This window comes from SAR86 cluster bacterium (assembly GCA_023703575.1).
Lineage (GTDB): Bacteria > Pseudomonadota > Gammaproteobacteria > Magnimaribacterales > Magnimaribacteraceae > Magnimaribacter.
This window is the reverse complement of record CP097969.1, coordinates 1,257,699-1,272,540: the sequence shown is the minus strand read 5'-3', so window position 1 is coordinate 1,272,540 and position 14,842 is coordinate 1,257,699. Positions and strand designations below refer to the sequence as shown.

The window sequence follows — 14,842 nt, the reverse complement described above, 5'->3', positions numbered from 1 at the left end:
CATGATAATTGGTTTAACTGGTGGAATAGGAAGCGGTAAGACAGCAGTTTCAGATTGCTTTGAAAAGCTTGGGATAGTTATAGTAGATGCTGATTTAGCTTCAAGAGTAGTAGTCGAAAAAGGCAAGCCATGCTTGGCAAAAATATCTGAACGCTTTGGTCAAGTTATCCTGAAAGAATCAGGCGAATTAGATCGAGCAAAATTGAGAGAAATAATCTTTAATTCTGATGAAGAGAAGGATTGGCTTGAATCTTTATTACATCCAGCCATAGCAAGACAAATTCAAGATGAACTTAAAGCTTCAACAAGTCCTTATACAGTTCTAGTTTCACCACTTTTACTAGAAACAAACCAAAAAGATTTTTGTGATAAAGTTTTAGTGGTTGATGTTCCTGTCGAAACTCAAGTAAAGAGAACTTTGAAACGAGATGGCGTATCTGAAGAGCAAGTTCAATCCATAATTAATGCTCAGATTTCTCGACAAAAGAGATTGGAGCAAGCTGACGAAGTTATTGTCAATGACAGTACTTTTGAGACTCTGCAATTAGCCGTGAAAAAACTTCATCAACAATTTATTGCTGAACTATGAAATATGTCAAATGTCCAGAATGTGGACAACAAGCAGAATATTCTGAAAAAAATGAGCATAGACCTTTTTGCAGCCGGCGCTGCCAACTTCTCGATTTAGGAGCTTGGGCAAGTGAAGACAGGAAGATAGCAGGAGAAAAAGTTTTTGACCCAGAAGAGGATTTTGAAACGCGCCATTAACTTCTGTAATCGCTATTGATCAGAACATAATCTTCAGAGAGATCGGAAGTCATTACCTCAAAGTCTTTTTTACCCAATCCAAGACTTACTTCGATTAGAATTTCCTTTTTTTTCATTTCCTTTGATGCATGTTTTTCTGAGTATTTAGCATCTTTATAGCCTTGTTTGACAAGTGGCTGTCCATTTAATTGAATTTTAACTTTATCGATTCTATCTATATCTTTGTTTCTACCTATTGCGGAAAGTATTCTTCCCCAATTAGCATCACTTCCAAACATGGCCGTCTTAACTAAAGGTGATTCAGCTATTGTGAACGCTACAGATTTAGCTTGTTCAGTATTTTTAGCTTTACCTATTTTGATTTTAATTTTTTTTGTAGCGCCTTCTGCATCTTCTACGAGTAGTTCGGCTAGATCCTTAAAGATTTCTGTAATTGCATTAGAAAGTCGCTTTTCTTCAACAGAACCAACTTTTATAGATTTTTCTTTATTACCATTAGCAACTAATAAAGAAGAATCATTGGGAGAAGTGTCTCCGTCAACAGTTATAGCTTCAAAACTAACTTTGAGAGCATTGGAATGGATATTGTTAAGAGATTTTTGACTTAATTTTGCATCTATGAATACAAAACTCAGCAATGTTGCAAAGTCGGGTCTGATCATTCCTGAACCTTTTGCAAATCCAGTTACAAAATAAGAGATCTTACCAACTTTGACTTCTTTAGAAATTATCTTCGGCTTTGTGTCAGTAGTTAAAATAGCCTCAGCAGCTTTTTTCCATTTATTCTCACTTAAACTTTTTGATGCTTCTCTAAAGGCGCTTAGATAATTTTCTGTAGCTAAAGGCTCACCGATAACACCAGTTGAAAAGGGTATAACATTCTCTTGACTGGTTTTAAAATCTAGCGCAATTTCTTTACAGTATTTTCTTACATCCTTCAAACCTTTGGGCCCTGTAGCGGCGTTTGCATTTCCAGCATTAATCAATAAGATCTTTTTGGCTTTTTTAGAATTAGATAAATGTTCAATAGCTAATTTTACTGGCGCAGCTTTTAGTTTATTGGTGGTAAATTTTCCGCTAAGTATTGATTCTTGAGGAAGAGTAACAAGCAGACTATCTTCTTTTTTCCCATATCGTGTGTTACTTGAAGCTGTGCCAAGACTTATGCCTTGAATCTTATGTATTCTTTTTGGCATCATTTTTTTCTGGCATTTTTCCTAGCCATTTTTGCTTCTGCTCTTCTCAGTCTTCTGTTGCCCTGTTCTTTAGTACTTGCTTCTTGCCTGGCTGGAGTCAATGCAGATTCAGGCCTTGGATGGTCTAGATTCTGAGCTTGGTTTTGTTTAGGAAGGTTCAAATCTCCAGAATCTTCTAATTCAATTTCCACTCTAGATAAGAATCTTATGCCCTCTAATCTTATCTTATTTAAAAGGCTTTCAAATAACTCAAAGGATTCTCTTCTAAATTCAAGTTTAGGATTTTTACTTGCATAACTTCTTAGGCCAATACCTTGTCTTAATGCATCTACCTCTGCTAGATGATCTTTCCAAGCATTATCAATGATTTGAAGAAGTATTTGCTTCTCAAAATCTCTCATAACTGGGCCTATGTTATTGCACTTTTCAATATAAGCACGATTAGCAGACATGAGTATCTTTTGCTCTACATCTTCTCGCGTAATATTATTCTCTGAAGCAATCCATTCCTTGACCGGGATCTGCAGTCCAAATATATTTGATAAAGAACTTTCCAACACATCAGTATTCCATTCATGAGGTTCTAAATCTCCAAGAGAAACAGAATCTAATTCATCTGAAATTATGGTTTCTCTCATGGAATCAAGCAGTTCAGTTATGACGTCAGCCTCAAGAATATTATTTCTTTGTGAATAGATAATTTGTCTTTGCTCGTTTGCCATATCATCATATTCAAGTAGCATTTTTCTAATATCGAAATTTCTTCCTTCAACTCTTTTCTGCGCTCTCTCTATTGCCCCGCTCAACATCCTATGTTCGATAGATTCTCCTTCTTCCAAACCTACTCTTTGCATAATATTTTTGAATTGATCGGATGCAAATATTCTCATCAGATTATCTTCAAGAGAAATGTAGAACCTAGAAGAACCAGGATCACCTTGTCTTCCTGAACGTCCTCTAAGTTGATTATCCATTCTTCTAGATTCATTTCTTTCAGTCCCAATGACGTGTAAACCTCCAGAATTAATAACCTCTGAATTTAAAATTTTCCATTTAGATTCCAATTCTTCTTTTTTTGAATCATCCTTATGTTTTTCAAGCTCTGCTTCCCAATTTCCGCCCAAAACTATATCTGTTCCCCTGCCTGCCATATTGGTAGCTATAGTAATGACGCCTGGTTTACCAGCTTGTGAAATTATCTCAGCTTCTTTTGCATGATTTTTTGCATTGAGAACTTGGTGTTCGATATTCTCCTTTTTTAAAAGGCTAGATAAAAGCTCTGAGCTTTCTAAAGATGCTGTACCAACGAGAATAGGATTACCTTTATTTTTATAGTCTTTAATTTCATTTATTACAGCTTTATATTTTTCAGCTTGGGTTAAATATACAAGATCATTCTTATCATCACGTACCATAGGTTCATTTGTTGGAACTTCCAGAACATTGAGACCATAGATTTCAGCAAATTCCTCAGCTTCTGTGCTTGCTGTGCCGGTCATCCCAGATAATTTTTCATATTGCCTGAAATAATTTTGGAAAGTACAAGATGCCAGAGTCTGACTTTCCATTTGTATGGGTACATTTTCTTTTTGCTCTATTGCTTGGTGTAAACCATCAGCCAATCTTCTTCCCGGCATGGCTCTGCCCGTGTTTTCATCAATTAATACTACTTGGTTATTTTGGACCATATAGTCAACATCTTTATTGAAAAGAAAGTGAGCTCTTAATGAGGATTGAATATAGTGAAGAAGTCTTAAATTTCCCGAAGAGTAAAGACTTTGATCTTCTTCAAGAAGATTATCATCTTTTAATAGCTGCTCGATGAAATCATGCCCGAAATCGGTAAGCTCAACCTGCTTTGACTTCTCATCTATAACAAAATGACCCGCATCTTCCTTATTTTTATGTTGGTCATCCTTATCATCTGCCTCCATAAGAGTTTGTTCTTCTAATCTAGGAATAAATTTGCTAATTTTTTGGTAGATCTGAGCTGTATTTTCTGCTGGTCCAGAAATAACAAGAGGAGTCCTTGCTTCATCTATAAGAATAGAATCCACTTCATCAATGATTGCAAAATAATAGTCATTCATCATCCTATCATTTGTATTTACAACCATATTATTTCTAAGAAAATCAAACCCAAGCTCATTATTAGTTGCATAAATAACATCAGCTTCATAAGCAGCTTTTCTTTCTTCAAGTTGCTGTCCAGGAATGATAAAAGATACGGACATACCTAGATTTTCATATATAGGACTCATCCATTTTGCATCTCTTTTTGCCAAGTAATCATTCACTGTAACTAAAACAACTTTTCTTTCTGTTATTGAATTGAGGTAAGAAGGCAACGTAGCTACAAGTGTTTTACCTTCTCCAGTAGCCATTTCAGCAATTTGACAATTGTGGAGAGCTATTCCACCTATGAGCTGGCAATCATAGTGCCTTAACCCAAGCTGTCTTGTACTTACTTCTCTGACGACAGCAAAAGCTTCTGGGAGTAGATCATCTAAAGATTCTCCATTCTTGTGGCGGTCAATAAAATTTTCTCTCTTTTTCTTAAGATCTTCGTTGGTGAGCTTTGAAAGCTCTTCCTCAAGGGAATTGATAGAATTCACCAAAGGTTGAATTTTTTTTAATACTTTCTGGTTTTTTGAACCGAATATTTTATCTAATAAACCCATAAAAATTTGTCAGGCTCAATTCTAACAGTTGCTAACGAATATCAGATAAAAAATTATCCCGAACTAGGATCAATGATGGGTTCGAGGTATTTGATGGGAGAATTCACTGGATCATCATAAGTTTTAACTTCCCACGTATCTGGTCTAGCAATAAGTTCTCTTAGGAGTGCATTATTTACTTTGTGACCTGACTTATAGCCTTCGAAAGAGCCTACCAAATTATGACCGAGTAAGTATAAATCCCCAATTGCATCAAGGATTTTATGCTTGATCATTTCGTTCTCAACTCGCAAACCATCTTCATTTAATATGCATTCATCACCTATGGCGATTGTGTTTTTAACACTTGCTCCTAAGGCAAGATTATTTTCATTTAAAGTTTCTAGCTCACTCATAAATCCAAAAGTCCTAGCTCTGCTTACTTCTCTGACAAATGAAGTGCTATTAAAGTTAACTGAGGCTTTCGTCGCATGATTCTTGTGAACTGGGTGGTCATATAACATTGTAAAATCAACTTTGAATCCATCAAAAGGTGATACTTGAGCCCAAGCATCATCATGGGATACTTTCACTGTATCTTTTATCCTTATGAATTTTTTTATTTGGTCTTGTTCAAGTAAACCAGCAGATTCCAATAAGAATACAAACGGTGCAGCGCTTCCATCCATTATAGGAATTTCAGGTCCATTTACTTCTACATATGCATTATCAATACCTAGTCCTGCTATAGCAGACATGAGATGTTCAATGGTTGATATTCTTGTCTCGCCAGAAGTTAGGCAAGTCGATAATGAAGTATCGCCAACATTCTCTGCTGAAGCCTTTATTTCAACAACAGGATCTAAATCAACCCTTTTAAAAATAATCCCTGTGTCCGTAGGTGCAGGAAGAATCTTTAATATAATTGGATTTCCTGTGTGTAAACCTACACCAAATGCCTTAATGGGATTTTGCAGGGTTCTTTGAGTGAGCATTTTGTTATTCTATAGATAAAGTTTAATTAAAAGAATTATTTTGTTTTCTGATCTCAAACAGCATTATCCCGGCACTCACTGATGCATTTAAACTATCCATTTTTTCCGACATCTTTATCTTTATGAGCTCATCACAATTTTCTCTAGTTAGCCTTCTAATACCTTTATTTTCAGATCCAATTATCAACGCCATTCTCTCGGGGTAATCAATTTCGTTATGACCCAATGAGGCTTTCAGATCACTTCCATATACTGCTACGCCCATCTCTTGAAGATAATTAATTGTCCTCACTATGTTAGTCACAATAACAAATGGAATAAGTTCTGAAGCTCCGCAGGATATTTTTCTAACTGTAGGGGTGAGATGACAAGATCGATCTTTTGGGACTATTACTGCATCGACATCTGCAGCAGCCGCGCTTCTTAAACATGCTCCGACATTATGAGGATCCAGGAGACCATCTAAAATAAGAAATGTAAGATTAGGTCTTTCTATTATTGATTGGATAAACACTTCAGATTCTTCTGATCTCTTATTGCATGCCACTGCAACACTTTGATGATTAATATCTTTAAATTTTTTTTCAAAAAATTCAGGATCTTCTTTATTGATTTTTATTTTATATTTTTCAGCTTCATCAACAATAGATTCGATCCTTTTATTTAGCGCTTCGCAAACATGTAGAGATTTAACCGATTTAGGTCTCGAGCTGATTATTTGGTTGACAGCATTTAAGCCACACACCAATTCTTGATCTGAATTTGAACTCATTTAACTAATCTAAGATCTATTTTCTGAGAGAAGACTTCCACTTTTTCAATCGTTGCTTTAACCTCGTCTCCAAGAGAGTATGAGTGTCTTGAGCTATTGCTCTGTAACATTTTACTATCTTCATCGAATACATAATACTCATTGCGCGGTAAATACTTTATATGGCAGAGACCTTCAATATTTATCTCTTTTAAATGAATAAATAGACCAAAATTAGTAACACCAATTATCTGACCATTAAAAGTATTTCCAATATGCTCAGAAGCAAAAGCACACTTCAGGTGATTAAGGGCTTCTCTTTCAGCTTGTTCAGCAACTCTTTCCTTTATAGAACAAATTTTTGCCAACTCTATTAACTGGTCGTGGCTATAAACAGGTTTAGTCTTTATGGGATTTTCAGCTATTGTAATATTTCCATTATTAGATTTTATTAGAGATTTTATTGCTCTATGAACAAGTAAATCAGGATACCTTCTTATTGGAGAAGTGAAATGAGAATAGTGAGAGTAATTAAGGGCAAAGTGGATCGCAACATCAGTCTCGTAAGTAGCTAAGCTCATGGAATATAAAATTTGCGAGTGAATGATGCTCTTATCTTTTCTATCCTTAGCTATTTCAGTAAGAGATGTTAATTTTTTTATGTCGCTACCATCATCTAAAGAAGCATTAATCTTTCTACTCCTTAAAAACTTTTCAAGAGTTTTAATTTTTAATATATCTGGCTTTGGGTGAACTCTGAAAACAGAAGGCATTTTATGTTTCAAACATAATTGAGCAGCTGATATATTTGCAGCTAACATGAATTCTTCTATCATCATATGAGAAATCTCTCTTGGGGAATCAATAAATTTTACAATTTTTTGATTCTCTACCTTGGGGATGTATGTTGGTACCTCGAGCTCTAAAGAACCCCTTTCAACTCTATTTTTCTTTAATCTTCTATAAATTCTTAATAGAACTCTTAAAGAATCTGCATAGGGCTTTTTAAACTGTTTTTTCTCAATTTCCCGCGTAACTGCAGGGTAAGTCAATCTAGATTTAGAATTGATTATTGCTTCAAAGAAAGAAGTATCTGTGAGATTTCCATCTTTAGTGACAGTAGTTTTACAAACTATACAGAATCTATCCTCATCAGGCTTTAATGAACACAAGTCATTACTTAATTCCTCTGGCAACATAGGAATTACTCTTTGCGAAAAATAAACTGAGGTTCCTCTATCAAAAGCTTCATTATCTAGATGACTTCCTTGATCTACATAACGTGCAACATCGGCTATTGCTACGTATAAATTAAGATCTCCATGTTCATCCTGCTCTCCAAGCACAGCATCATCAAAGTCTTTTGCGCTTTTTCCATCTATAGTTACAAAAGTTTTACTTCTGAGATCTTTTACGGATTCAATATCAAAATTCTTATCTTTTAACTTTCTTGATTCATTAATTACTGCCTTAGGCCACTCACGTTTAAGATTATGATTAGTGACAGCCACCTCATATGCCAAACTAAATTCATTATCTAAATCGAATAAAGAAATAAGATTTGCTTCAGGTAGGGCTTCCTGACTAGGTTGTTTATGCATTAAAAATTTACCGATGCCACCATCTTTTATCGATTTTGGATGAGGCTCTTTGATTAAAACCCTTAAATCATTTTCGTAACCCATGGGACTTGTGTATAACCTTTTGCCCCTTCTAAATATCTTCCCAATAAATTCACTTGTATTTTCTGTAATAACTTCATCTATTTTTGCCCAACCTTTTTGAGTAAGAGAAAATTGAACTAAGTCTCCAGGCATTGCTTTAAAGAGTTCTTTCTTTCCAAGTTTAAATTGGGAATCATATTTTGAATCTTCAACATAAAATCCTCTCGATTTATTAGATTTCTTGACAATTCCTCTAAGTGCTTTAGGGATTTGTTTATATGATTTATTCAATGGATGGATTATTTTTTAAATATTTTGCTGAAAGCCTACTTAAGTATTTTAAATCATTAAGTCTCATGAGAGTGATTTTTGTATTAGGACTGGGTTGCTTGCTAATAACTTAGCTATTAAAGTTGCGCTATGCATATTGGAATTATTATTTCTCTAGTATTTATAAGTCTTCTATTCTTTCTTTGGCAATATTCGAAAGGAGAACAAGTTGGAAGAAGAATTGGTTTCTTATTAAATATTTGGGGAGCAGTAATAGTATTCTACTTATTCATGGTTGTTTTTTTATAACTGGGGAAATTTATGTCTGTCAAACATTATGATTGGTCTGCTTACCACGCTTACGTAAGACCAACAAAGATAGCGATTCGTGACCTGAGCTCAAAACAAACTTTAACTTACAAAGAGCTTGATGATAGGGCATGTCTTCTGGCAAATTGGTTGCAAAGTGTGGGAGTAAAAAAGGGAGATAGGATTGCAATTTTATCTCAGAATTGTGCAGAATTTTTTGAATTAGAATTTGCCTGTGCAAAGATAGGAGCTATAGAACTTCCCTTAAACTGGAGATTAACAAAGCCCGAACTGGAATATATTCTTAATGACAGCTCGCCTAAAGTTCTTATCTATGATGAATCTTTTTCCGATATCTCAAACGAATTAGTAAAAGATTGCAATATATCTAGTCATTTAGAGATTGATAAAGAGGATTTAAATAGTCAGTATGAAATTACTCTAAAGGACTCCAGTTTTGATTATGATCAACCGGAAATTACACAAGAAGATTTGATAATGATTATGTATACATCTGGTACAACTGGTCACCCAAAAGGGGCGATGATAAATCATCAAATGCAACTTTATAATGTAATCAATCTTGCCTCACCTGCATTTGTATCTTCAGATACTGTTCAGCTAGTAGTTTTACCTCTTTTTCATACCGGCGGTATGAACTGTTATGCAAATCCTGTTTTGCATGCAGGTGGGGAATTAATTCTTATAAGAGATTTTGATCCTGGCTTAGCATTATCAATTCTTGGAAATCCCGAATTTCAGGTATCTCATTTTTTTGCAGTTCCAGCCCCTTATCAATTCATGATGAATCATCCTGATTTTGATAGCACTGATTTATCAAGTCTGAAAGTTGCAGGAGTAGGTGGTGCTCCATGCGCTGAGGCAATACTCAGAACCTGGTCAGATAGAGGCGTTTCTATGATTCAGGGCTGGGGTATGACTGAGACAAGTCCTGGAGGTATAGGACTTCCCGCTGAAGATGCTGAAAGAAAGTTAGGCTCAGCAGGAAAGCCACTTTTGCATACAGAAGTCAAAGTAGTTGACGATGAAGGACAGGAGCTTCCTTGGGGAGAGGTAGGGGAGCTTTATATAAGAGGTCCAAATATCACACCAGGTTACTGGAATAATGAAGAAGCAACACTGAATTCTTTCGAAGGCGATTGGCTGAAAACTGGTGATGCTGCAAGATTCGATGAGGAAGGATTTATATATATCGTAGATCGTTGGAAAGATATGTATATATCCGGAGGAGAAAATGTTTATCCAGCTGAAGTTGAAAATGTTCTTTACCAACTACCTGAAATTGCTGAGGCAGCAATTATTGGTGTACCAGACAATAGATGGGGTGAGACAGGTATAGCGTTTATCAGCCTCAAATCAGAACAAACACTAGAAGAAAAAGACATCATAGAACATTGCCTAAAAAACCTCGCAAAGTTTAAAGTTCCAAATTCAGTGAAATTTATAGATGCTTTACCCCGAAATGCTACTGGTAAAGTCTTAAAAAGAAACTTAAGAGATGATCTTCTTGGGACAGATGCTCCAGCTATTTCTTAGTATCAACATATAGAAATTTAATTATTTTATGTCTCTATCAGAATTTTCATTAAAAGGTAAAAAGGCTTTAGTCATAGGTGCAAGAAGAAATATGGGGAAGGGTTTTGCCCTTGGACTAGCTGAAGCAGGGGCCGATGTTGCTGTCACAGATCTAAACATCGAATCTGGTCAGCTTGATTCAGTTTGTAAAGAAATTAAAGCTATGAACAGGCAGTCTATCTGCATCAAGACAGATATTTCTTCTCAGCCTGATGTAAAAAACATGGTTGATCAGGTTATGCAGGAATTTGGAGGTATCGATATTTTGATGAATGTAGCTGTCATGTATCACATGAAATCTGTTGTGGATTTAGATGAAGAAAGTTGGGATATGCTTAGTAGTGTGAATTTGAAGGGTTACTGGCTCACTATTCAGGAAGTAGCTCCAATAATGAAGAAGCAAAAAAGTGGAAGCATAATAAACTTGACTTCGAGAGGCGGACTTAAGGCTCATGCTGATAAAGCTATGGGAAATTATGCAATAGTTAAATCAGGTATAGCAATGATGACAAGACAGTATGCAAGATATCTTGGACCTCATAACATAAGAGTAAATGCCATTGCACCCTCTTTAGTCGAGTGGGAAGAATTTCCAGGCCAAGAAAATAGAGAAAATAAAACTACAAACAATGAAGAAGTAAAAAAAGAAATAACTGAAAAAGAGAAATTTGAAGCATGGTCTAATGGACCGGAAAATATTCCTTTAGGACGTGTTGCTACCTTTAATGAAATGGCGAATGCGGCTGTTTTTCTCGCATCTGATGCGTCTAGTTATGTGAATGGCACTATCTTAAATGTCGATGGTGGATACATGGCATGATGCATAATTGGGAGTTTAATCATCTTGGAATGATGGTCACAGATCGAGATGAAATATTGAGCTATTATCAGTCTATCGGACTTGGAGTTAGCGTAGGACCTCAACCTCTATTGCCATATATAGAAGGCGAAGGAGAAATAACTTTTTTTAAAGAGCTGGACGGTGAACCTGTCACTCATAGATTCGTAACTGGGGGAGCGCATAACTTCAAAGATGGTCAATCACAAATTGGAAATTGTCAGCTTGAAGTTTATCCCATGCGACCCGGACCCGGCATGTTCATTAGCAGATATCTTGAGACGAAAGGTGATGGAATTAATCACATAGCTTTTAATACGGCAGACATTGAAAGAGATACTCAATTCTTTTTAGATCGAGGTTGTGATCTCGTTTTTAACGTTACAACAAATGGCAAAACTGTAGAAAACTACATAGATACTAGATTACATGGAGATTTAATGATTTCTTTGAGACCACCGGCAGATAATTGGGAAAAATCTTGGCGAAAAAATAATGAATCGCATCCTCTAGTGAATAAATGGAAATTTTTAGGACTAGGAATATGTGTTAATGATTTGGATTCTGCTTCTGGTTATTACTCGAAACTAGGTTTTAAGAAAATTGAAGAAAAGAAGGCCAGAAAAGAATGGAAAATAACCTCTCAAGAATTCTATGTAAGTGATATAGTTTTTGAATTGATACAGGCCGAAAAAGACAGCATTTATGGAAATTCATTAGCACAACGAGGTGATGGCGTGGCAGAAATGATATTTAAGGTTTCTGATCTGAAAACAGAAATGGATTTACTCAAAATTAAAGGTACGCAAATACTCAAAGTTTCTGATGATAAAAAAATGGCTTATATTGATTCATGCATGAAGGGTAATTTACTCACTAGGCTTATAGAAAAGGAATAACCATGGAAATTTCATCTTTCATTGCTGCTATTTTTATATTTCTTATCTGCCTTATAGTGGCGTTGAAGCCGAGTAAAATTATCACAATTCTGGGTGCAGTTTTTATTCTTCCGCTGCTACTTTTCCTAATCTATCAGTGATTAAGGTTACAAATGGCCATCATTAAGGAAAATAAACGAAAAGGTTGACATTTAAAAAGAAGCACCAATCCATCACTTGATTATATTTTGCCTTATACTACACTTTACGTAGTAATCTAAATTAATTAAGCATGTTTGCTTAATGGGGAGACCTACAATGTTCGGGAAAATTCGTGAAAAGTTAAGCTTTTATCTTTCAACTCTTATTTTGTTAAACGCATCTGCATTCGGTGGCTATGTTTTGGCTCAAGATGCTCTGGAAGAAATTGTTGTTACTGCAAGGAAAAAAGCAGAAAGTTTACAAGACGTACCTTTGTCTGTTTCAGCTCTACGAGAGAGCTCTCTTGAAGAACTGGGCGTAAATGTTTTTGAAGATTACTTACTCCAGCTTCCTAGCGTTACAGCAGGTGGAGCTGGTCCAGGAACAAGTACTATTTATATCAGAGGTCTGGCCTCAACAACCCCTAATCTCACAACAGCAGGTGTTGGTGGTTTGGCCCCAAATGTATCATTTTATCTTGATGAGCAACCCTTAGCCCAACCAGGTAGAAATCTGGATGTTTATGCAGCAGACATCAGCCGCATAGAAGTCTTAAAAGGACCTCAAGGAACACTTTTTGGCGCTAGCTCACAAGCTGGCGTAGTTAGAATGATTACAAATAAGCCCGTGATAGGTGTAAGTGAAACAAATATTGAAGTTGAATCTAGGTATATGTCAGAGGGCGCTAATGGAGGAAAACTTGAATTCGTTACTAATATGCCGATTGGAGAAACCTCTGCTGCAAGATTAGTTGCATATAGAGACAGAAGAGGTGGTTATATTGATCAAGTAGCAGGCTCTATTGATGCAAGTGAATCCGCTCGTTTTAGGGCATCAGGGACTGTAAGGAGTAATGGATTGCCGGTTTCTGCTGCTAGAAACGGTTTTCAAGCTGGAGATGATTTATCTGGTGTAACTTTTGCCAAAGCTAATGCAATAGTTGAAGAGGATATTAATGATGTTGAGTATGAAGGTTTTAGATTAAGCTTTGCTCAAGAGTTAAATGAGAATTGGGATGCTCTTGTTTCGCGTTCTCATCAATCAATTGAATCCGATGGAGTGTTTTTTACTGATCCAACTTTAGGAGATCTTGAGATTCAAAGATATCACGATGATCATCTTGAAGATAAATATGACAATACCAGCTTGACAATCGAGGGTTCTATTGGCGATCTTGAAGTTGTCTATGCTGGAGCTTACACAGATCGTCACTCAGATCAAATAATTGACTACACTGATTATCTTTTTGTAGGCCAATATCTTCCTTATTACATTTGTGATTACTATGTTACTTATACTACATATGCTCCCGGAAATGTGCCTACTGGATCTTGCCCAGCACCAGATATGTTTGTGGATTCTGTAACAGATACAGAGGTGCAAACTCATGAAGTAAGAATAAACGCGCCTATAAGCGATAATATGAGTTTAACTGCTGGTGCATTCATGAGCGATCTTGAATTGCTAGAACATAACATGTTCACTTATCCTGGTGCAGTCGAGAGTGATATAGGTTGGGGAGTGAACTATGCCCTTACCGATACATCGGTCTATGGTTATCAAGCTCTTTTATCAAAGGGAGCCCTCAAGTCAAAACAATACGCAGCTGCTGGTTGGCACTCCGGAAGAGGACCTTATATGCCGCCCGTTATGTTTATTAATGATATAAAGAGAACTGATAAACAAAAGGGTGTCTTTGGTGAACTGGCCATTGATCTATCTGATTCTATTGAGCTTACTCTTGGAGCTCGTTGGTATGATATAGAGGTTGATTTGGAAGGAAGTGCAAATTCATCATTCAGTACCGGATTTGGCGGAGGTGACCAACAAAGGTTTGGCACTAATTTATCTGCAGCATTTAATGAGCCGGGGGTTGTTACAGGTAATCCATTTATTGATGAATTGAATTATCCTGATAAGGCCGAGTCTGATGGGGTTATAGGTAAGGCTACACTCTCTTGGAATGTTTCTAATGATGTAATGTACTATGTGACGTGGTCAGAAGGTTTTAGACCAGGCTTATTAAATCGACCAGCAGGACAATCAACACCAGATGGGTCATACACTGTTAGACCAGTAACTGATTCAGATGAAGTTACAAATTACGAATTTGGTTGGAAGACAGTTTTACAAGATGGTCGATTAAGATTTAATGGAAGTGTATTTATGGTGGATATTTCTGGACTTCAAACGACAATTTTCGATCCCAGTATTGCAAATTTATTCTTTTCAGATAATGCTGCAGATGCCGATATTACCGGTTTGGAGGGAGACTTTCTTTATTATACAAACACAGATGGACTCATAATCTCAGGAGCTTTCTCGTTCTTAGATACTGAAATAAAGAAATCATTGACAACTAGTGATGTTAAGGCTGGAGAAGAATTAGCTTTTGCTCCAGGTATTCAAGCCAATGTTGCAGCAAGATACGAGTGGGGAATGTCTTCGGGCATGCAGGGTCACATACAAGGTCAAGTTGTTGCCTCTGACAAAAGTTATTCAGATATTATTGAACCCAACAAAGCTAAACAGGATAGTTATAGTTATGCAAACCTAAGGGCAGGTATCAGTAATGATTCTTGGGTAGCTGAGATTTATGTTGATAATATCTCTGATGAAAGAGCTGAAATAAGCAATAATTATGTTTTTGATAGACAAAGAGTAGCAGTTATTAGGCCTATGACGGTTGGTTTAAGATTTAAGCTTAATTATTAGT

At 36.1% G+C, this 14,842-nt stretch carries 12 protein-coding genes; 7 read left to right on the top strand and 5 right to left on the bottom strand.

The window, feature by feature from the left end:
• Position 1 precedes the first annotated feature (1 nt).
• Together coaE and yacG are read left to right on the top strand one after the other, a co-directional pair.
• Positions 2-589, top strand: coding sequence for a dephospho-CoA kinase (coaE, locus tag M9C83_06490; protein ID URQ66291.1), 588 nt, complete (start codon positions 2-4; stop codon positions 587-589).
• Positions 586-768: a DNA gyrase inhibitor YacG gene (gene yacG, locus M9C83_06485; GenBank protein URQ66290.1), complete on the top strand. Its 183-nt coding sequence runs from the start codon at positions 586-588 to the stop codon at positions 766-768. The genes coaE and yacG overlap by 4 nt, the downstream gene beginning before the upstream one ends.
• On the opposite strand, the gene argJ is transcribed toward yacG, so the two are convergent.
• From argJ to M9C83_06460, 5 genes are read right to left on the bottom strand one after another with little or no spacing between them, the layout of a single operon-like run.
• Positions 765-1,967, bottom strand: coding sequence for a bifunctional glutamate N-acetyltransferase/amino-acid acetyltransferase ArgJ (argJ, locus tag M9C83_06480; GenBank protein ID URQ66289.1), 1,203 nt, complete (start codon positions 1,965-1,967; stop codon positions 765-767). The genes yacG and argJ overlap by 4 nt on opposite strands.
• A complete protein-coding gene (secA, locus tag M9C83_06475; GenBank protein ID URQ66288.1) occupies positions 1,964-4,645 on the bottom strand; it encodes a preprotein translocase subunit SecA in 2,682 nt (893 codons plus the stop codon). The genes argJ and secA overlap by 4 nt, the downstream gene beginning before the upstream one ends.
• A 53-nt stretch (positions 4,646-4,698) precedes the next feature.
• Entirely contained in the window at positions 4,699-5,619 is a 921-nt protein-coding gene (gene lpxC, locus M9C83_06470) for a UDP-3-O-acyl-N-acetylglucosamine deacetylase (GenBank protein URQ66287.1), read from the bottom strand.
• A 22-nt stretch (positions 5,620-5,641) separates the two neighbouring features.
• Positions 5,642-6,391: a 23S rRNA (guanosine(2251)-2'-O)-methyltransferase RlmB gene (gene rlmB / locus M9C83_06465; protein ID URQ66286.1), complete on the bottom strand. Its 750-nt coding sequence runs from the start codon at positions 6,389-6,391 to the stop codon at positions 5,642-5,644.
• Positions 6,388-8,325, bottom strand: coding sequence for a VacB/RNase II family 3'-5' exoribonuclease (locus tag M9C83_06460; GenBank protein ID URQ66285.1), 1,938 nt, complete (start codon positions 8,323-8,325; stop codon positions 6,388-6,390). The genes rlmB and M9C83_06460 overlap by 4 nt, the downstream gene beginning before the upstream one ends.
• Positions 8,326-8,454: 129 nt before the next feature.
• Here M9C83_06460 and M9C83_06455 point away from each other — a divergent pair, with 129 nt between their 5' ends.
• From M9C83_06455 to M9C83_06435, 5 genes are all read left to right on the top strand, one after another.
• Positions 8,455-8,613, top strand: coding sequence for a hypothetical protein (locus M9C83_06455; GenBank protein URQ66284.1), 159 nt, complete (start codon positions 8,455-8,457; stop codon positions 8,611-8,613).
• A 12-nt stretch (positions 8,614-8,625) separates the two neighbouring features.
• Complete coding sequence (locus M9C83_06450; protein ID URQ66283.1) at positions 8,626-10,170, top strand: long-chain fatty acid--CoA ligase; 1,545 nt, start codon at positions 8,626-8,628, stop codon at positions 10,168-10,170.
• 28 nt (positions 10,171-10,198) lie between these two features.
• Positions 10,199-11,029 carry an SDR family oxidoreductase gene (locus M9C83_06445; protein ID URQ66282.1) on the top strand — a complete coding sequence of 277 codons (831 nt, stop codon included), beginning with the start codon at positions 10,199-10,201 and terminating at the stop codon, positions 11,027-11,029.
• A complete protein-coding gene (locus M9C83_06440) occupies positions 11,026-11,946 on the top strand; it encodes a VOC family protein (GenBank protein URQ66281.1) in 921 nt (306 codons plus the stop codon). Before M9C83_06445 ends, M9C83_06440 begins: the two co-directional genes overlap by 4 nt.
• 297 nt (positions 11,947-12,243) lie before the next feature.
• Positions 12,244-14,841 (top strand): TonB-dependent receptor, encoded by a 2,598-nt coding sequence (locus M9C83_06435; GenBank protein URQ66280.1) that lies wholly within the window; start codon positions 12,244-12,246, stop codon positions 14,839-14,841.
• Position 14,842: the final 1 nt, after the last annotated feature.